The organism is Nostocoides sp. F2B08 (genome assembly GCF_009184895.1).
GTDB lineage: Bacteria > Actinomycetota > Actinomycetes > Actinomycetales > Dermatophilaceae > F2B08.
This window is the reverse complement of the sequence record NZ_WESE01000008.1, coordinates 131,395-149,457: the sequence shown is the minus strand read 5'-3', so window position 1 is coordinate 149,457 and position 18,063 is coordinate 131,395. Positions and strand designations below refer to the sequence as shown.

Below are 18,063 nucleotides of genomic sequence, written 5' to 3'. Positions count from 1 at the left end.
ACAGGGTCCTGGGGTCACGACGTGGTCAGGTCCGCCGTCGCACGATCTCCTCGGTCAGCGCCGGCAGCACGGTGTGGAGGTCGCCGACGACACCGAAGTCGGCGATACCGAAGATCGGAGCCTTGGGGTCCTTGTTGACGGCGACGATCGTCTTGCTGCTCTGCATGCCGGCGCGGTGCTGGATCGCGCCGGAGATCCCCGCCGCGACGTAGAGCGCGGGCGCGATCGTCTTGCCGGTCTGGCCGATCTGGGACTCGTGCGGTGCCCAGCCGACGTCCGTTGCCGTGCGGGAGGCGCCTACCGCCGCACCGAGCGCGTCGGCGAGTGACTCGACCTTCGCGAAACCCTCAGCCGACCCGACACCACGTCCCCCGGCGACGACCACCGCGGCATCGGTGAGATCGGGTCGGCCGGTCGACTCCTTGGGGGTGGTCGCGACGACTCGCGCGCCCCGCGCGACCTCACTGACCGAGAGGTCGACCGTCTCGAGTGTCGCCGACGACGGTGCGGGAGACGGCTCGACGGAGTTCGGGCGGAAGGTCAGGACCGCCGGGCTGCGCACCACCCGCGTGGTCGCGACGAAGCGGCCGGCGACGATGCTCTGGGTGGCGACGACATCTCCGTCCTCGCTCGTGACGTCGACGGCATCGGTGATGATTCCGGAGTCGAGGGCGACAGCGACCCGGGCCGCGATGTCCTTGCCCTCCGGGGAGGAGGTGATGAACACAGCGGTGGGGGAGAGCCGCCGGGCCAGGTCGGTGACGGCTTCCGCCTTGGGCAGGGAGAGGAACTCCTCCATCTCAGGGGCGGGCACCGCATACAGGGTCGTGGCACCGTGCTCCGCGAGGGCGGCGACGACGGAGTCCTCCGGTGACCCGAAGAGCACTGCGCTCGGCTCGCCGAGGCGGCGGGCGAGCGTGAGGAGCTCGAGCGAGGGGATGCGGACCGTCGAGCCGGAGGTCTCGACGAGGACGAGTACTTCACTCATGAGGGTCTCCTGTCGAGTGGGCTAGCGGAGGAATCCGCGGGCGGCGAGGAAGTCCGCGAGCTGGGTGGCGGCATCGCCCTCGTCGGTGATGATGGTTCCGGCCTGGCGCTGAGGGGCCGGAGCGATCGAGAGCACCGACGTTCCGGCGGCCTCGAGGCCGACGTCCCCGGCAGCGATCCCGAGATCGGCCAGGGAGCGGGTCTCCACGGGCTTCTTCTTGGCCATCATGATCGCCTTGAAGGCGGGGTAGCGAGCCTCGTCGGTCTGGTCGGTCAGCGAGATGACGGCCGGCAGGGTCACCGTCACCTCGGTGGTGGCGGTGTCCAGGTCGCGGCTGATCGTGGCGGTGCCGCCCTCGACCGACAGCGCCCCGGCGAAGGTCGCCTGGGGTAGACCCAACCTCGCCGCGACCATCGAGGGCATGACCGACATCTCCGCGTCGGTCGAGGCCATTCCCGTCAGGACGAGGTCGAAGCCCTCCTTGTCGGCCGCGGCGGCGAGCACCCTCGACGTGCCGAGTGCGTCCGATCCCGCGATCGCCTCGTCACTGACGTGGACGGCCCGGTCGGCGCCCATGGCGAGCGCCTTCCGCAGGGCGTCGACCGCTTTGGCGGGGCCGACGGTGAGGACGACGACCTCGTCAGCTGCGCCGGCCTCCTTGAGTCGCACGGCCTGTTCCACCGCATACTCGTCGAGCTCGGAGAGCCGGCCCTCGACGGACTCGCGGGCCAGGGTGTGGTCTGCCTCGAAGGCCCACGTGGCCGTGGGCTCGGGGACGTACTTCGCCAACACGACGACCTTCATCAGCGTTCCTCCCTGGCGCCGGCCCTCGGACCCTTCGGCTCCGATGCCGACGCGCTCAGTTGGGACCACTCAATCCAGTACTGACGGGTAATGCGAGACCACGACTCTGGCTATCTCGTCACAGCGGTCGGACAGCCTTACCTCACAGTGTGACCCCCGCCGGGTCGGCGGCAGGACGGTCGGGCACCCTGCCCTGAGCGGCGCCTGTCGTCGACGGCGGCGAGAGCGCTGCTCGTGTCGGGGGACGCTCTAACGCGACCATGTCCCGTGGTGTCGCGGCCGCCCTCACCGAGATCCTGATGCCGGAGCGGACCAGATCGTCAGCCGGCGACCGATCCGCAGGCGGTTCCGTCATCCGCTCCTGGACGTCGAGGCCTGACAGCAGACGGGGAGGTCCGGTGCTGTCATGACAGCACCGAACCTCCCCGATAACGACCTGCGCCGATCAGATGTCGTAGTACATCTCGAACTCGTGCGGGTGTGGCCGGAAGCGGATCGGGTCGATCTCGTTCTTCCGCTTGTACTCGATCCACGTCTCGATGACGTCCTTGGTGAACACGTCACCCTCGAGCAGGAACTCGTGGTCCGCCTCCAGGGCGTCGAGCACGGCGGGCAGCGAGCCGGGAACCTGCTCGATCTCGGCGTGCTCCTCCGGCGGCAGCTCGTAGAGGTCCTTGTCCACCGGCTCCGGCGGCTCGATGCGGTTGCGGATGCCGTCGAGGCCGGCCATCAGCTGCGCGGCGAACGCGAGGTAGGGGTTACACGACGGGTCGGGCACGCGGAACTCGATGCGCTTGGCCTTCGGCGAGGTGCCGGCGATCGGGATCCGGATGCAGGCCGAGCGGTTCCGGGCCGAGTACACCAGGTTGACCGGGGCCTCGTAGCCCGGGACGAGCCGGTGGTACGAGTTGACCGTCGGGTTGGTGAAGGCCAACACCGCGGGGGCGTGCTTGAGAAGTCCGCCGATGTACCAGCGCGCGACGTCGGACAGGCCGCCATACCCCTTCTCGTCGTAGAACAGCGGCTCGCCGTCCTTCCAGAGGGACTGGTGGGTGTGCATTCCCGACCCGTTGTCGCCGAAGATCGGCTTCGGCATGAAGGTCGCGGACTTGCCGGCGTCCCAGACGGTGTTCTTGACGACGTACTTGAACTTCATCATGTCGTCGCCGGAGTGCAGCAGGGTGTTGAACTTGTAGTTGATTTCCTGCTGCCCGCCCGAGGCCACCTCGTGGTGGGAGCGCTCGACGGTGATGCCGACCTCGGCGAGCTTGAGGCAGATCTCGTCGCGCAGGTCGGCGAAGTGGTCGGTGGGGGAGACGGGGAAGTAGCCACCCTTCATCCGGGGCTTGTAGCCGCGGTTGCCGCCCTCCTCGGAGCGTCCGGTGTTCCACACCGCCTCGATCGAGTCGATGAAGTAGTAGCCCGCGTTGGCCTCGGTCTTGAAGCGGACGTCGTCGAAGACGAAGAACTCGGCCTCGGCGCCGAAGTACGCGGTGTCGGCGATACCGGTCGACTTCAGGTACGCCTCGGCCTTCGCGGCGATGTTGCGCGGGTCCCGGCTGTACGGCTCGTCGGTGAAGGGGTCGACGATCGAGAAGTTCATGACGAGGGTCTTCTGCTCGCGGAACGGGTCGACATAGGCCGTCGCGACGTCGGGGAGCAGCTTCATGTCCGACTCGTGGATGGCCTGGAAGCCGCGGATCGAAGACCCGTCGAAGGCCTGGCCGACGGTGAAGAAGTCCTCGTCGAGGCTCTCGGCCGGAACATTGAAGTGCTGCATGATGCCGGGGAGGTCGCAGAAGCGGATATCGACGAACTTGACGTCCTCGTCCTTGATGTATGCCAGAACCTCGTCGGGGCTGCTGAACACGTGTGGTCCTTCCAGATGGTGGGCAGGGAACGGACGCGCTCGGGGCCGCCGACGGCGGCCGAGAGCCCGTTGCGTTGTCGTCAACCCTAGTGAGGCGCGGTATCCGCATGGTGACCCGTGTGTTTCGCCGGTGTTACGGCGACCCAGGTCTCGCGATCCGAGACGCGGTGTCCGGCAGGTGACCACCGCATGCATGCGGTATGCGGTGCTCGCCGCCCGCCGCACCCTCGCCGGGGCGTCGCGCACGCCCGTCTACAGTGACTACCGTGTCGACGCCCGCCTCGCAGCCCGACCATCCCGGCGCCGAGCTCGGCCTACCGCCGCGCGGTCCCGGCTCACTCGCGACGCTCGTGCGGCGCGCGCTGGCAGCCATTCTCGACTGGCTGCTCGCCCAGCTGATCGTCATCGGGGTCTTCGGGGTGGCGATCGACCAGGGCGGTGCCGCGGCGTTCGCGCCCCTCGGGGTCTTCGCGCTCATGCACCTGCTCCTCGTCGGAACCATCGGCACGACGATCGGGCACCGCATCGTCGGGATCGGCGTCACGGCACTGGACGGCGGACCGCTGCGTCCGGGACAGACGGCGATCCGCACGCTGATGGTCGTCCTGTTCCTTCCCGCAGTCTTCACCGCAGCGGACGGTCGCGGTTTCCACGACCGGGCAGCCGGCAGCATGACGATCAGAACGAGGTGAGCCTCGATCCCCGGTGAGGGCGCGGCTCAGCGGCCGCGCAGCGCCTTGCGGCTCATCCGCACCTTGGTGGGGTCGATGCCGGCGGGGACCGCGTCGCGGATGCTGGGGAGGGACTTCAGCCGCTTGTTGACAACCGCCATCTCCTCCTTGGTCAGGACCGGCTTCTTGCGGGTCACGGTCTTGACGAGCTTGCGCACGGGGACGTCACCCTCGTCCTCGCCCACGACGATGAGGTGCACGGGCACGCCGGGTGCGACGCGGGCGACCTTCTTGCGCTCGGCCTCCAGCAGCTTGTTGACCCGGGGCTTGGGACCCTCGCCGACGAGCACGACGCCCGGGCGACCCAGGGCGCGGAAGACGACGGCCGCGTTGGTGAAGTCGAGCTGACGGTTCTGCACGTCCGCCGCGACCGGCTCCTGGGAGGTGTACCAGCCACGCTGAATGCTCGTGAGCGCGGCGCCTGCGGCGCCGGGCTTGCCGTCGAGGGCGTTGTACATCGCGCTGTTCGCGCGCCTGTTGAGGACGAGCAGCGCGGCGATCATCATGAGCGGAAGGGCGAAGAACAGCGCCCACCACGGACGCCCGATCGCCCAGCCGATGAGCATGACGACGAGGAGGACGACCAGCGCGGCCAGCAGCATGAACCAGCCGACATTGGGGTCGAGCTGCCGGATGGCGCGGTATCCCTGACGGACTTGGGCGATCCGTCCGGGCTTCTTCGCGGCGGCATCCGAGCCGGATGCCGCTGCCTCGGTCGACTTCTTCCTGCGCAGCGCCATAGGGCTCAGGATACGTCGCGATGTCCGCGGGCCACCAATGCGGCGGCCTCCTGGCGGGCGGGTTCGTCGATGGCGGCTGCGAGATGTGACAGCTGCTCCGGGATCGGGCGTCCCCAGCGCCGCATCGCCTGGGCCCAGAGGCGTCCGGCCCGGTACGACGAGCGCACGAGCGGCCCGGCCATGACGCCCTTGAAGCCCACCTCGGTGGCGTGGTCGCTCCAGTGGACGAACTCCTCGGGCTTGACCCACCTGTCGATCGGATGATGGAGCTTCGAGGGACGGAGGTACTGGGTGATGGTGAGGATGTCACATCCCGCCTCGTGGAGGTCGACGATGGCCTGCTCGATCTCGGTGTCCGTCTCGCCCATCCCCAGGATGAGGTTGGACTTCGTCACCAGACCGGCCTCGCGCGCCATGGTGAGCACCCGAAGCGACTTGTCGTAGGTGAACGCGGGCCGGATCCGGCGGAAGATGCGGGGCACGGTCTCGAGGTTGTGCGCGAAGACCTCGGGACGGGCGTCGAAGACCTGACCGACCAGGTGCGGCTCGGCGCCGAAGTCGGGCGGAAGGATCTCGACGCCGGTGTTCGGGTTCAACCTGTGGATCCGGCGGATCGTCTCGGCGTAGAGCCACGCGGCACCGTCGGGCTGGTCGTCCCGGGCGACGCCGGTGACGGTGGAGTACCGCAGGCCCATCTCGCGGACCGACTCCGCCACCCGTCGTGGCTCGTCCCGGTCCAGGGGCCCCGGGCGGCCCGTGGCGATGTCACAGAAGTCGCACCGCCGTGTGCAGACGTCGCCACCGATGAGGAACGTCGCCTCACGGTCCTCCCAGCACTCGAAGATGTTGGGACATCCCGCTTCCTGGCAGACCGTGTGCAGGCCACCGGACGAGACCCGTCCCCGCATCGCGGAGTACTCCGGACCCATCTTCGCCGTCGTCCGGATCCACGACGGCTTGCGCTCGATCGGGGTCTCGGCGTTGCGCGCCTCGACGCGGAGGAGCCTGCGGCCTTCGGGTGCGACAGTCACCGCACCAGCCTAGACGAGGGTGTGGGGCGCCTCAGCGGGCGAGGATGTCGACGAGGTGCTTCTCGGCGTAGGGCAGGACGTCCTGCACGGTGATCCGCCGGCCCGCCTCCCGGCTCAACGACGAGACACCGGCGTCGGCGATTCCGCACGGGATGATGACCTCGGCCCACCCCAGGTCGTTGTCGCAGTTGAGGGCGAACCCGTGCATCGTGACCCGACGGCTGACGCGGACACCGATCGCGCCGAGCTTGCGGTCCGGCCCGCGCTCGTCCGCGCGGACCCACACCCCCGACCGTCCGTCGACACGTTCGACGGCGACGTCGAAGTCCGCACAGGTGCGGATCATGACCTCCTCGAGGCGTCGTACGTGTGCGACGACGTCGATCGGGACCTCGGGGAGAGCGACGATCGGGTAGCCGACGAGCTGGCCGGGGCCGTGCCAGGTGATCTTGCCGCCCCGGTCGACGTCGATGACGGGCGTGCCGTCGAGGGGCCGCTCGTGGGCCTCGGTGCGCTTGCCGGCGGTGTAGACGGGTGAGTGCTCGAGGAGCAGCACGGTGTCGGGCCCGCGCCCCTCGGCGACCTCGGCATGGATCTCACGCTGACGCTCCCATGCGTCGCCGTAGTCGACGTGGTCGGGCGCGAAGCCGAGGTGGACGATCCGCATCGCCCCAGGCTATCCGAGGCCGCCGAGCAGACGCGGCTCGATCCTGTGCTCGACGACGCCACCGCCCTCGTCCCGCCGGACCACGTAGGCTCCTTTGCCGGGCACCTCCGCCACCGCCTCGATCAGCTCGGTGCCGTGGTACACGAGGCCGACCCCGTCGTCCGTGCAGTGTGTCTCGCCAAGCACCCCGGCCTCGACGAGACGGTGGATCGTCGGTCGCCGCTGGCCCTCGGAGTCATAGTGGACACCGTTGCCGTAGGGCAGCAGACCCAGACCGTTCGTGACCGCACGCAGCTGCGGCCCGAAGGAGTCCGTGCAGCCACCCCGGAACCAGCAGATCGACCCGGCTGACACCCCGGCCAGGACGACCCCCGCCTCCCAGGCGGCGCGAAACATGGGCCCGAGGCCGTGGACCTCCCACACCGCGAGCAGGTTGGCGACAGAGCCGCCCTGGACCCAGACGACGTCCTGGGCGAGCAGATGCCCGGCTATGTCCTCGAGGTTGGGCATGGGGAAGAGCTCGAGGCACGTCACGTCGAAGCCGGCCTGCCTCGCGGCCTCGTGGATGTGCGCCTCCACGGAGCGCTGGTCACCGATCGCCGTGCCCACATAGGTCAGCCGCGGCCGACGGTCGGTGACTCCCGCCAGCTCGACGGCATGATGGACGAGCGGTCCGAACGACAGCGCGAGCCGCGGGTCGGGTCGATAGCCGCCCGACGTCGCCAGGATGGTGGGCCGGTCGGCTGGCATGGGAACTCCTGAGTCTTTTCGAGGGTCGGGGGAGCTGCGCTGGGGTGCCGACGAGCCTAGGGGCTCTGTCTACTGTGGAAAACTTCCGGGCACCGGCTGCGGGCGGAGCGAGACTGTGGTCATGCAGCAGCCACCGCAGGTTCCCGGATACCACCTCACCGAGCACATCGCGACGGGATCGACAGCGGTGGTGTGGGCGGGCGGACGCTCACCCGGCTCGGCCGACCTCGCCGTCAAGGTGATACCGATCGCGGATCGGGACGACCTGCACGACCTGACCTTCGAGCTCTCAGCCCTCGCCATGACCTGGGGGTCCGGTGAGCACCTCGTCCGGGTGGTCGACGTCGTTCCCGTCCTCGACCCACCCGCGGTGGCCGTCGTCATGGAGCGACTCCGCCACGGCACGCTCGCCGACCTCGTGCGCGCCCGGGGCCACCTTCTCCCCGGGGAGGTCGTCACGCTGCTCGCCCCGATCGCCTCGACCCTCGCCGACCTCCACGACGCGGCCGTCCTGCACGGTGACCTGTCACCCGCCAACGTGGGCCTCGCCGGCGATGGTCGGCCGGTCCTCCTCGACCTGGGCGTCTCGGCGGTGATCGGGACCCCCTGCGAGGAGGTGTACGGCACACCGGGCTTCGTCGCGCCCGAGGTCGTCGCAGGTGGAGCACCCACCTCGTCGGCGGACGTGTACGCCCTGGGCGCCCTCGGATGGTTCGCGCTGACCGGTGAACCACCGCCGATTCCCGCCGACCGACCCCGCCTTGCCGACCTCGATCCCACCGTCCCCGCCGCGCTGGGGGAGGCGCTCGCGCAGGCGCTCCACCCGGATCCGGAGCTTCGGCCGCGGCCCCGGGAGCTCTCGACGGTGCTTTCTGGCTCGACCCACGCACTGCCCGTACGACCGGGCGCTCAGGGGGACCCGGCGACCATGCTGACCCAGCGTGTCCGTGAGCTCGCTCGGGCCGCTGCCCGTGAGGACGCCGCCCTCGCCGCGAGCACGAGAGCGGACCGCCGGGCCGTCCTCCGACGTCGGTCCCGTGCGGCTCATCTCCGGGTCGCCGCGGCGCTCGTCGCGATGGTGCTCCTCGGCGGCGTCGGAGTCGCCGTGGCCTCGGCTCAGCGTGGGACTGCAGTGCCCACCGCACCCGGACCGGGCGGGACACCGAGCGCCGTCTCGGTCACAGCGGCCGACGACGAGCCGGTCGATCCCGCAGACCGGTTCGCCGCCATGCTCGAGCCGCTCGTCCGCGCACGAGCGGATGCGTGGAACGGCGCCGATCCCGATCTGCTCACCGCCTGCTTCGCCCCCGCGAGCGTCGCACTCGAACAGGACCGCGAGCTCTTGGCGGGAGCACTGGCCGAAGGCCACCGGTACGAAGGGGTGAGTTTCGCCGCCAGGGCGGTCGAGGCGGTCAGTGAGTCCGAGGACCGGGTCACCCTCGAGGCCACGCTGACGACCGACCCGTATGCGGTGCGCATCTCCGGAGGCCGCGACACCCGCCCCGGGACCACGACCCGCGTGCGCCTGGAGCTCGTGCGAGTGGACACCTCGGCGGATGGGGTGGTCGACCCGCCGGGTTCGGAAGCCGCCACGACTGGATGGCGGATCGCAGACATCGAGGCGGTCGACGCCTAGCGGGTGATCCAGGCGGCGGCGTCGGCGACCGTGGCGTGGTCGAACGTGAACCCGTGTTCGGTGAGGACACGGGGCCGGACACGCTGGCTGGAGAGGATGTCGTCGGCGAACTCGCCCATCACCACGCGCAGCGCCGGCGGTGGGACGGGCAGGAGCGCAGGGCGGTGCATCGCCCGAGCGATAGCCGTCACGATCGCGCCCTGCCTGGCCTCCTCCGGTCCGACGAGATTGACCGGTCCCGTGATGTCCTCGTGGTCGAGGAGGTAGGTGATCGCCAACGTCTCGTCCTGGAGGGTGATCCAGGGCCACCAGGCGCGTCCGCGACCGAATGGTCCGCCGAGGCCGAACTTCAGGAGCAGGAGCAGCGGTTTGAGTGCGCCGCCCTCGGGGCTGAGGACGATGCCGGTTCGGATGTGGGCCACGGCCACGCCGGCTCTCTCGGCGGGCTCGGTGGCTCCTTCCCAGGCCGTGACGACCTCGGGAAGGTAGCCGTTGCCGGCCGGACTGGTCTCGTCGAGTGGCTCCTCGCCACGGTCGCCGTAGAAGCCGACGGCTGAGCCGCCGACCCACCGCAGTCGACGCCCTCGGTCGGCCAGCTCGGCCAGCGCGGTGGCGATCGCCGTCGTCCCATGGGTCCTCGATGTCAGGATCTCGCGCTTGTACGCGGGGGTCCATCGCTTGTCGCCGATACCGGAACCGTGCAGCGAGACGACACCATCGCAGTCGGCGAGGACCTGAGGGTCGAGGTGCACGCTGTCGGGATCCCACTGGCGCTCGTGCGACTCACGGACCGGGCGCCGGACGAGATGGACCACGTCGTCTCCGCGCTCACGCAGGTGGCGCGTGAGCGCGGAGCCGATGAGTCCGGAGGACCCGCTGATGGCGATACGCATGAGGAGCCCTTGTCGGTCTCGGTGGTGGTGTCGGCCTGGTCGCGTCGGCGGGTCAGAGGCCGAGGTCGGCCTCGAAGGCACCTTCCTCGAGACGGTTCTTGATCGTCGTGAGGAACCGCGCGGCATCGGCCCCGTCGACGACCCGGTGGTCGTACGACAGAGCGAGGTAGACCATCGGCCGAACCGCGATCGTGGACCCGCCGGAGCCGTCGTCGATGACGACCGGCCGCTTGACGACCGCGCCGGTGCCGAGGATGGCCACCTGCGGTTGGTTGATGATCGGCGTGTCGAAGAGCGCGCCACGGCTACCCGTGTTCGTGATCGTGAAGGTTCCGCCGGACAGCTCGTCGGGGGTGATCTTGCTGTCGCGAGTCCGCGCCGCGAGGTCGGCGATCTTGCGGGCCAGCCCGGCGATGTTCAGGTCGCCCGCATCCCGGATGACCGGGACCAGCAGCCCGCGCTCGGTGTCGACCGCGACGCCGAGGTGCTCGGCACCGTGGTAGGTGATCTCGGCGCCGTCCACCGATGCGTTGATCGTCGGGTGGGCCTTGAGTGCTTCCACGGACGCCAGCGCGAAGAACGGCAGGTAGCTCAGCTTCGTGCCCTCACGCCTCGCGAAGTCCGCCTTCGCCTGGTCCCGCAACCGAGCGATGCGACTCACGTCGACCTCCACCACGGTCGTGAGCTGGGCGGAGACCTGGAGTGACTCGACCATCCGCTTGGCGATCGTCTGGCGCAGACGTGACATCTTCTCGGTCGTCCCGCGCTTGCCCGATGCGTCGGCCGACGGCCGGGAGGCCGGCTGCTGAGCAGCCGGCGCCGTCGCTGCGGCTTGCTGGGCGGGAGCAGCGGCCTCCTCGGACGTCGCCTCCTGCGCCCGAGCCTCCTCGGCCTTCTTCTCTTCGGCCTTCTTGGCCTCCTCGGCCGCGGCGAGGACGTCCTGCTTGCGGATCCGGCCGCCGATGCCCGTTCCGCTCAACGACGACAGGTCGATGCCGTGATCGGCCGCAAGCTTGCGGACGAGCGGAGTGACGTAGCCCGCGGCGTCGCCACCTGACTGTTCCTGGGGCTGCGACGTGTCGGACGTCTTCGGAGCCTCCTTCTCTGCCGCCTCCTGCGGTGCCGACTGCTCGGCCTTGGCCGGCTCGGGCTTGGGCTCGGGTTCGGGCTCCGGCTCGGTGGCCGCTTGGACAGGAGTCTCCGCCTCGGACGCGCCCGCATCCTCGGCCGCCTCGGCCTCGGACGATCCCGCCTCCGGCTCCTCGTCGCCACCGGCCTGCTCGGTGTCGGCCGACCCCGCACCGGAGTCGCCGCCCCCCTCGACCGAGCCGCCGACGATGGCGAGTGCGCCGCCCACCTCGACCGTCTCGTCCTCCTGCGCGAGGATCTTGGTCACGGTGCCGGCCACCGGGGACGGGATCTCGGTGTCGACCTTGTCGGTCGAGACCTCGAGCAGCGGCTCGTCGACCGCGACCTCGTCGCCCTCCTGCTTCAGCCAGCGGGTCACAGTGCCCTCGGTGACCGACTCGCCGAGGGCCGGCATGGTCACCGTCTCCCCGCCGCTGACCTCGCCGCGAGAGGACTCACCCGCGGAGTCCGCCTGCGCGGGAGCGGGCTCGGGAGCCTCCTCCGGCTCGTCGGATGGGGCCGCGGCGGCCGCCGCCTCGCCCTGCTCGGGCTCATCCTGGCCGCCCTCGTCCTGCTGAGGCTCCTCTGGCTGTGTGTCCGCGGAGTCGTCGTCGGAGGCTGAGCCTTCCGCGCCGGAGCCGTCGCCGATCACTGCGAGGTCGGCCCCGACCTCGACGGTCTCGTCCTCCTCGGCAAGGATCTCCTCGAGGACACCGGCCACGGGCGAGGGAATCTCGGTGTCGACCTTGTCGGTGGACACCTCCAGCAGGGGCTCGTCGACCTCCACGCGGTCCCCGACGCTCTTCAGCCACCGGGTCACCGTCCCCTCTGTCACGGACTCACCAAGGGCCGGCATGGTCACGCGTTCGGACATCGAGCTGCTCCTTCGCTCCTGCGGTATGCGCTTAGAGGACTTCTGTGTTCTCGGGTGGTGTTTTCTTGGGTGCTGTGGTCTTGATCATGCTTATCAGGTCGGCAGGCTCCCGAGGGGACTGACCTGCCGGTAACCCTATGGCTATCAGCCGTGCGCGTGCAGCGGCTGTCCGGCCAGCGCGAGCATTGCCTCGCCGATGGCCTCGTTCTGGGTGGGGTGGGCGTGGAGGAAGGGGGTGACGTCCGCGGGCACGGCGTCCCAGCCGACGACGAGCATCGCCTCGCCCACCTGTTCACCCATCCGGTCGCCGACCATGTGCATCCCGACGACCGGTCCGTCGACGACCCGGACGACCTTGACGAAGCCGGCGGTCCCGAGGATCTGCGCCTTGCCGTTGCCGCCGAGGTCGTACTGGTACGTCGCGACGGCGTCGTCGCCGTGCTGCTCCCGGGCGGCCGCCTCGGTCAGCCCGACCGAGGCGATCTCCGGATGGGAGTAGGTCACCCGGGGGATCAGGTGGTCGGACACGGGCTGCGGTGCACGTCCCGCGATCTCCTCGGCGACGAAGATGCCGTGGGCGAACCCGCGGTGCGCGAGCTGAAGCCCCTTGACGATGTCGCCCACCGCATACACCGTCGGGTGCGAGGTGCGCAGCCGCTCGTCGGTGACGACGAAGCCCTCGGCGACCTCGATCCCCGCCTCCTCCAGACCGAGGCCCTCGGTGACCGGCCCCCGTCCGACGGCGACCACGAGGATGTCGGCCTCGAGCCGTTCACCCCCCTCGAGCGTGACGGCGACGCCACCGTCGTCCTGGGTCGCCGACTCGAAGCGGGAGCCGGTGCGGATCGTGATGCCGCGCTTGGTGAACGCGCGGGTCAGGGCGGTCGAGGCGGCCTCGTCCTCGGCGGCGACGAGACGGGGCAGCGCCTCGACGACCGTCACCTCCGACCCGAAGGACGCCAGGGCCGAGGCGAGCTCGACACCGATGACACCGCCGCCGAGGACGACCGTCCGGGCGGGGACGTCGTCGAGCTCGAGCACCTCGGTGCTCGTCATGATGCGTCCGCCGATCTGCAGACCCGGCAGGGTGCGCGCGAACGAGCCGGTGGCGACGACGAGGGACCGACCGCGGAAGCGCCGCTCTCCGACGACGACATCGGGAGTGTCATCGTCGCCCGCCTCGACCCGGCCCTCGCCCTCGACCACGGTGACTCCGGCCTTCGACACGAGCCCGCTCAGCCCGCGGTAGAGGCGGCCGACCACGCCGTCCTTGTAGGACAGGACCGCGGGCATGTCGACCCGTTCCAGCGTTGCGCGGACCCCGAACCGGTCGGCCGAGCGAGCGGTGTCGGCCACCTCGGCGGAGTGCAGGAACGCCTTGGTCGGGATGCACCCGCGGTGCAGACACGTTCCCCCGACCTTGTCCTTCTCGACGAGGGCGACGGAGAGGCCGAGCTGGGACGCCCGCAGCGCGCACGCGTAGCCTCCGCTGCCACCGCCGAGGATGACGAGGTCGTATGCGTCGGTCGAGTCGGTCTCGGGCGTGCGCTGGGTCTCCCGCATGGGTGGCGGACTCCTGTTCGTCGAGGGCTGCACCGACGCCGGTGGTCGGTGGCGCAGTCGATGGATGAGTGCCGGGCAGCGCGGGGCGCAGACGTCGGCGGCTGTCGGCCGGTCGGGCCGTCCGATCATCTTGCCATCCCGCGGCGCCACCCGGGCTGGGGCACTGTCGCCGGCCTCCGGCCGGACCGGTGCTCCCATGGCGAGGCCCTAGAGTTGGGATGCATGGCGTGGTGGAGGTTCGGCTCGAAGCGACGGGCGGTCGCGGACCCGACGACAGGTGCGGAGTCAGGTCGCTCCCGCCGGGGCGAGGTTCTCGCGCACTTCCGAGAGTTCGAACGGACCCGGGTCGGGGTCGAGGCCTACATCGAGCCCGCGACGCATGTCACGTCGACGACGATGGTGCTCATCGACTTCCAGGGGGAGTGGACCCGGCGGGCGATCCCTGACCCGTCGGCGGGCATTTCCCTCGCGAAGGAGCTCGGTGTTCCCGTGTACGACATCAACCTCACCGGCTACCCGCAGCGGATGCGGGACTGGAACGCCCGGCAGCGGCGCGACCAGCGCCGCCGCCGAGAGGACCGTGGCTGAGGGAATGCCGGCTTGCGCGCCGAGCGCAGAACCCGGTCAGGCGTAGGTCTCGAGGACGGAGAGCAGCGCCGCCACGCCGAAGCCGGTCGCACCCTTGGGGGTGTGTCCCCACGGTGCCTTGTCGTTCCATGCCGGGCCGGCGATGTCGACATGCGCCCACGGGATGCGTGGAGCGGGCATCCCCGGCTCTGCCTTGGCGCCCTTGGGCGTGCCGACGAACTCCGAGAGGAAGATTCCCGCGGTGAGCATTCCGCCCCACTGGTCCCCCTTGTGCGCGATGTCGGCGTTGGGGGTGTCGAGCGCGGCGCGCAGGTCCTCCGGAAGAGGCATCGGCCACATCGGCTCCCCGGCGCCGGTGCCGATGGCGGCGATGGTCTCGCGCAGCGCGTCGTCGTTGGCCATCACGGCTGCGACCCGGTTGCCGAGGGCGATCATCTGAGCCCCGGTCAGGGTCGCGATGTCGATGATGGCGTCGGGGTTGCTCTCGCTGGCCAGGGCCAGGGCGTCCGCCATGACCATCCGACCCTCGGCGTCCGTGTTGAGGACCTCGACCGTCGTGCCGCCCCGCATCGTCACGACGTCGCTCGGACGGTAGGCGTTGCCATTGAGCATGTTCTCGGCCAGACAGAGGTATCCGGTCACGGCGACGGGGACTTTCAGCTGAGCCGCCGCGAGGACGGTGGCGGCCACGGCCGCCGCCCCGGCCATGTCGCACTTCATCGTCAGCATCGAGGCTGCCGGCTTGATGCACAGACCTCCCGAGTCGAACGTGATGCCCTTGCCGACCAGGGCGATCGACGCCTTGGCGCCGCGGGGCTTGTAGGTCATGGTGACGAGTCGCGGCTGGCGAGCGCTCGCCTGACCGACGGCGAGGATCCCTCCGAACCCGCCCTTGGCGAGGGCCTTCTCGTCCATGACCTCCACCGTGATTCGAGCCTTGGTCTCGCGAACCTTGTCGGTGACGGCATCGGCGAAGGACTGCGGGTACAGCAGGTTGGGTGGGGTGTTCACGAGGTCCTGGCACCAGGCCCGGGCGGCACCGAGGACCTCGACGCGACCCGCCAGAGCGCCGTCGTCGACGCCGGTGGCGACGGTGATCGTGTCGATGCGCGGGGCGGGCGCGTCCTTCGACGTCAGCCTCCGGACGTCGTATCCGCCGGCATAGGCTCCCTCGGCCACGGCGGACACGCCCTCGGCACTCGCCGTCGGCAGCGCGAGGACGACCTTCGCCTCCTTCTTCAGAGTCCGCGCCGCCGCGCCTGCTGCGCGGCGGAGCACCTCGGGGTCGGTCGGGGCGGTGGAGGGGGTCCCGGTGCCGAGTCCGACGACGAGCACGCGCTTGGCCTTGACCCCGGGCACGGCGACGAAGCTCGACACCTCTTCGGCCTTGGCCGTGGCGCCGGTCGTCTCGAGGGCCGACTTCAGGTGACTCGCGGCGGACCTCGGCAGTCCGTGACCCCTGAGAAGGGTCGCGGTCCCGTCGACCGAGACGGCCCCGATGACGAGAGCATCCGCTGAGAGCGTTGCGGGGTCGCTGCTGCTGAGGGCGACGGTAGGCATCGGTGGTGACTCCTTCATGGGGGACGCATCGGGGGCGCGTGCCGGTGCACGGCGGTGTGCACACCCTAAGCGTCCCGGTAGGTTGACTGCCATGACCACCGAAGACCTGAACACCGATGACACGGGCGCCTCGGGACGGCCGGGACTGCGGACCTCCCCCTTGCACGAGCGGCATGTCGCCCTTGGCGCCAAGCTCGCCGACTTCGGCGGTTGGTCGATGCCGATCGAGTATGCCGGCGGGGGTGTCGTCGCCGAGCACACGGCGGTGCGCGAGCGCGTCGGCGTCTTCGACGTCTCGCACCTCGGCAAGGCCCGGGTCGCGGGGCCGGGGGCGGCGGACTTCGTCAACAGGTGCTTCACCAACGACCTCCGCCGGGTCGGGCCGGGCCGGGCGCAGTACACGATGTGCCTCGACAAGTCCGGGGGAGTGGTCGACGACCTGATCCAGTACCTCGTCGGCGACGACGAGGTGTTCCTCATCCCCAACGCGGCGAACACCGCACGCGTGGTGGAGCTGTTGCGGGCCGCGGCGCCGGAGGGGATCACCGTCACGGACGAGCACGACCGGTACGGCGTCATCGCCGTCCAGGGCACTCGCAGCGACGAGGTGCTGAAGTCCCTGGGGCTTCCGGTCGGACACGATTACATGAGCTTCGTCCAGGCGGAGTGGGAGGGCGAGCCGGTCATCGTCTGCCGCACCGGTTACACCGGTGAGCGGGGCTATGAGCTCCTGCCCCGGTGGGCCAGCGCGCCCAGGCTCTGGGACGCGTTGCTGACCGCGGTTCAGGATGAGGGCGGACTACCCTGTGGGCTCGGCGCTCGCGACACGCTCCGCACCGAGATGGGATATCCGCTGCACGGGAACGACCTGGGCCCGGACATCACGCCGGTCATGGCAGGGGCGGCGTGGGCGGTCGGATGGGACAAGGACACGTTCTGGGGCAAGGGGGCTGTCGCGGCGCAACGTGCGGCCAAGGAGTCCAGACTCATGCGCGGCCTGGTCGCCACCGGTCGGGGGATCCCGCGCGCGCACTGCGCGGTCCTGTCCGGATCGGAGGTGGTCGGCGAGGTGACCTCGGGGACCTTCTCGCCGACCCGCAAGCAGGGGATCGCCCTTGCTCTGCTGGACCGCTCGGTCGCCGTGGGCGACGAGGTCGTCATCGACGTCCGGGGCCGCGAGATCCCCGCCGAGGTCGTCAAACCGCCCTTCGTCGAGGTCTCGGTTCGGGAGGACTGACCGGTGAGTGACGCATACACGTGGGTCTGCCTCGACGACGGCGGCCGAGCGGTCGACGCCGATGCGGGCTCGACGTTCCCCAATCAGGTCGAGGCGGAAGCGTGGCTGGGTGAGTCCTGGGAGCAGCTCGCCGACCGCGGCGTCGCGGCGGTGACGCTGCAGTGCAACGGAGTGGACGTGTACGGCCCGATGAGCCTGGCTCCGGGGAGTTGACCGACTACTCGTGCTCCGCCCGAATGTGACGGCCCGATGAGCCTGGCTCCGGGGAGTTGACCGACTACTCGTGCTCCGCCCGAATGTGACGGCCCGATGAGCCTGGCTCCGGGGAGTTGACCGACTACTCGCTAGAGCGAGGGGAACTGTCCGCGACCGACCTGGGCGCGCGGCATCCGCCACCGGCGCAGCTGGAAGGACCGCATGAAGGTGTAGAAGCCGCCGCCGCGCAGCTCGGCGTCGGAGAACTTCTGCGACAGCTGGCCCTTGATCCGACGCCAGGTGAGCATGGCGTCGCCGATGGCGAAGAGGACGAGCAGGTACAGCATCATCGTGATCGCGAGGGTCGTCTGGGTGGGGCGCAGGTAGGACACGATGAGCGTGATGAGCATGATGGGGAGGAGCCACTCGCCGACGTTCCAGCGGGCGTCCACGTAGTCCCGGATGTAGCGGCGCACCGGTCCGCGATCTCGGACCGGGAGATGGCTCTCGTCACCGGTGAGCATGGCCTGGTGGCGGATCGCCGCGGCCTTGCGCCGCTCCTCGCGGGCCTGACGCTTGGCGGCCTTTCGATCGGTCTGGACCAGTGGCCGCTTCCGCGCCGCCTCCTGGTCCTTGCGCTTCGGCGTCGGTCGGTTCTTCGCACCCTCGCGGTACTCGTGCTCCTTGGGAGCAGGGGCGGTCTCCTCCGCCTCCTGCTTCTTCCGACCGAACGTCGCCTTGCCCATCACAGCAGCACTGTATGTCACGCGCACCACCTCACACCCCTCGCTAGGGTGACTCTCGTGAC

Annotated in this window: 17 protein-coding genes; 5 read left to right on the top strand and 12 right to left on the bottom strand. The window is 70.1% G+C overall.

Annotated elements, in window-relative coordinates; translation table 11 throughout:
- Positions 1-25 precede the first annotated feature (25 nt).
- The 3 genes from GA707_RS16510 to glnA all read right to left on the bottom strand — a co-directional run bounded on the left by GA707_RS16510 (position 26) and on the right by glnA (position 3,662).
- Positions 26-988 (bottom strand): electron transfer flavoprotein subunit alpha/FixB family protein, encoded by a 963-nt coding sequence (locus GA707_RS16510; RefSeq protein WP_152179545.1) that lies wholly within the window; start codon positions 986-988, stop codon positions 26-28.
- 21 nt (positions 989-1,009) lie between these two features.
- Positions 1,010-1,792 carry an electron transfer flavoprotein subunit beta/FixA family protein gene (locus GA707_RS16505; protein ID WP_152179544.1) on the bottom strand — a complete coding sequence of 261 codons (783 nt, stop codon included), beginning with the start codon at positions 1,790-1,792 and terminating at the stop codon, positions 1,010-1,012.
- Between the two features lie 445 nt (positions 1,793-2,237).
- Positions 2,238-3,662: a type I glutamate--ammonia ligase gene (glnA, locus tag GA707_RS16500; RefSeq protein ID WP_152179543.1), complete on the bottom strand. Its 1,425-nt coding sequence runs from the start codon at positions 3,660-3,662 to the stop codon at positions 2,238-2,240.
- 266 nt (positions 3,663-3,928) lie between these two features.
- On the opposite strand from glnA, the gene GA707_RS16495 reads away from it, so the two are divergent.
- On the top strand, positions 3,929-4,354 hold the full coding sequence (locus tag GA707_RS16495) for an RDD family protein (protein WP_193315380.1): 426 nt from the start codon (positions 3,929-3,931) through the stop codon (positions 4,352-4,354).
- A 26-nt stretch (positions 4,355-4,380) separates the two neighbouring features.
- On the opposite strand, the gene GA707_RS16490 is transcribed toward GA707_RS16495, so the two are convergent.
- From GA707_RS16490 to GA707_RS16475, 4 genes are read right to left on the bottom strand one after another with little or no spacing between them, the layout of a single operon-like run.
- Positions 4,381-5,133, bottom strand: a complete 753-nt coding sequence (locus GA707_RS16490; RefSeq protein WP_152179541.1) for a DUF4191 domain-containing protein — start codon at positions 5,131-5,133, stop codon at positions 4,381-4,383.
- A 5-nt stretch (positions 5,134-5,138) separates the two neighbouring features.
- Positions 5,139-6,164 (bottom strand): lipoyl synthase, encoded by a 1,026-nt coding sequence (gene lipA / locus GA707_RS16485; RefSeq protein ID WP_152179540.1) that lies wholly within the window; start codon positions 6,162-6,164, stop codon positions 5,139-5,141.
- Positions 6,165-6,195: 31 nt separating this feature from the next.
- Complete coding sequence (lipB, locus tag GA707_RS16480; protein WP_152179539.1) at positions 6,196-6,831, bottom strand: lipoyl(octanoyl) transferase LipB; 636 nt, start codon at positions 6,829-6,831, stop codon at positions 6,196-6,198.
- Between the two features lie 9 nt (positions 6,832-6,840).
- Positions 6,841-7,581, bottom strand: coding sequence for a peptidase E (locus GA707_RS16475; protein WP_152179538.1), 741 nt, complete (start codon positions 7,579-7,581; stop codon positions 6,841-6,843).
- Between the two features lie 121 nt (positions 7,582-7,702).
- Here GA707_RS16475 and GA707_RS16470 point away from each other — a divergent pair, with 121 nt between their 5' ends.
- Positions 7,703-9,217 carry a serine/threonine-protein kinase gene (locus tag GA707_RS16470; protein ID WP_193315379.1) on the top strand — a complete coding sequence of 505 codons (1,515 nt, stop codon included), beginning with the start codon at positions 7,703-7,705 and terminating at the stop codon, positions 9,215-9,217.
- Here GA707_RS16470 and GA707_RS16465 read toward each other — a convergent pair.
- From GA707_RS16465 to lpdA, 3 genes are all read right to left on the bottom strand, one after another.
- Positions 9,214-10,110, bottom strand: a complete 897-nt coding sequence (locus GA707_RS16465) for a TIGR01777 family oxidoreductase (protein WP_152179536.1) — start codon at positions 10,108-10,110, stop codon at positions 9,214-9,216. The two genes, GA707_RS16470 and GA707_RS16465, sit on opposite strands and share 4 nt — an antisense overlap.
- 52 nt (positions 10,111-10,162) lie before the next feature.
- On the bottom strand, positions 10,163-12,112 hold the full coding sequence (sucB, locus tag GA707_RS16460; RefSeq protein ID WP_152179535.1) for a 2-oxoglutarate dehydrogenase, E2 component, dihydrolipoamide succinyltransferase: 1,950 nt from the start codon (positions 12,110-12,112) through the stop codon (positions 10,163-10,165).
- Positions 12,113-12,256: 144 nt separating this feature from the next.
- Entirely contained in the window at positions 12,257-13,675 is a 1,419-nt protein-coding gene (gene lpdA, locus GA707_RS16455; protein ID WP_152179534.1) for a dihydrolipoyl dehydrogenase, read from the bottom strand.
- Positions 13,676-13,897: 222 nt separating this feature from the next.
- On the opposite strand from lpdA, the gene GA707_RS16450 reads away from it, so the two are divergent.
- Complete coding sequence (locus GA707_RS16450) at positions 13,898-14,263, top strand: oxidoreductase (protein WP_152179533.1); 366 nt, start codon at positions 13,898-13,900, stop codon at positions 14,261-14,263.
- A gap of 36 nt (positions 14,264-14,299) precedes the next feature.
- Here the strand turns inward: GA707_RS16450 and GA707_RS16445 are convergent, their stop codons facing one another.
- Entirely contained in the window at positions 14,300-15,823 is a 1,524-nt protein-coding gene (locus tag GA707_RS16445) for a leucyl aminopeptidase (protein WP_152179532.1), read from the bottom strand.
- Positions 15,824-15,914: 91 nt separating this feature from the next.
- Between GA707_RS16445 and gcvT the strand changes: the two genes are divergently transcribed.
- Positions 15,915-17,060 (top strand): glycine cleavage system aminomethyltransferase GcvT, encoded by a 1,146-nt coding sequence (gene gcvT / locus GA707_RS16440; protein ID WP_226963879.1) that lies wholly within the window; start codon positions 15,915-15,917, stop codon positions 17,058-17,060.
- A gap of 3 nt (positions 17,061-17,063) precedes the next feature.
- Positions 17,064-17,273, top strand: coding sequence for a hypothetical protein (locus tag GA707_RS16435; RefSeq protein ID WP_152179530.1), 210 nt, complete (start codon positions 17,064-17,066; stop codon positions 17,271-17,273).
- A 131-nt stretch (positions 17,274-17,404) separates the two neighbouring features.
- On the opposite strand, the gene GA707_RS16430 is transcribed toward GA707_RS16435, so the two are convergent.
- Entirely contained in the window at positions 17,405-18,001 is a 597-nt protein-coding gene (locus GA707_RS16430) for a DUF3043 domain-containing protein (RefSeq protein WP_152179559.1), read from the bottom strand.
- Positions 18,002-18,063: the final 62 nt, after the last annotated feature.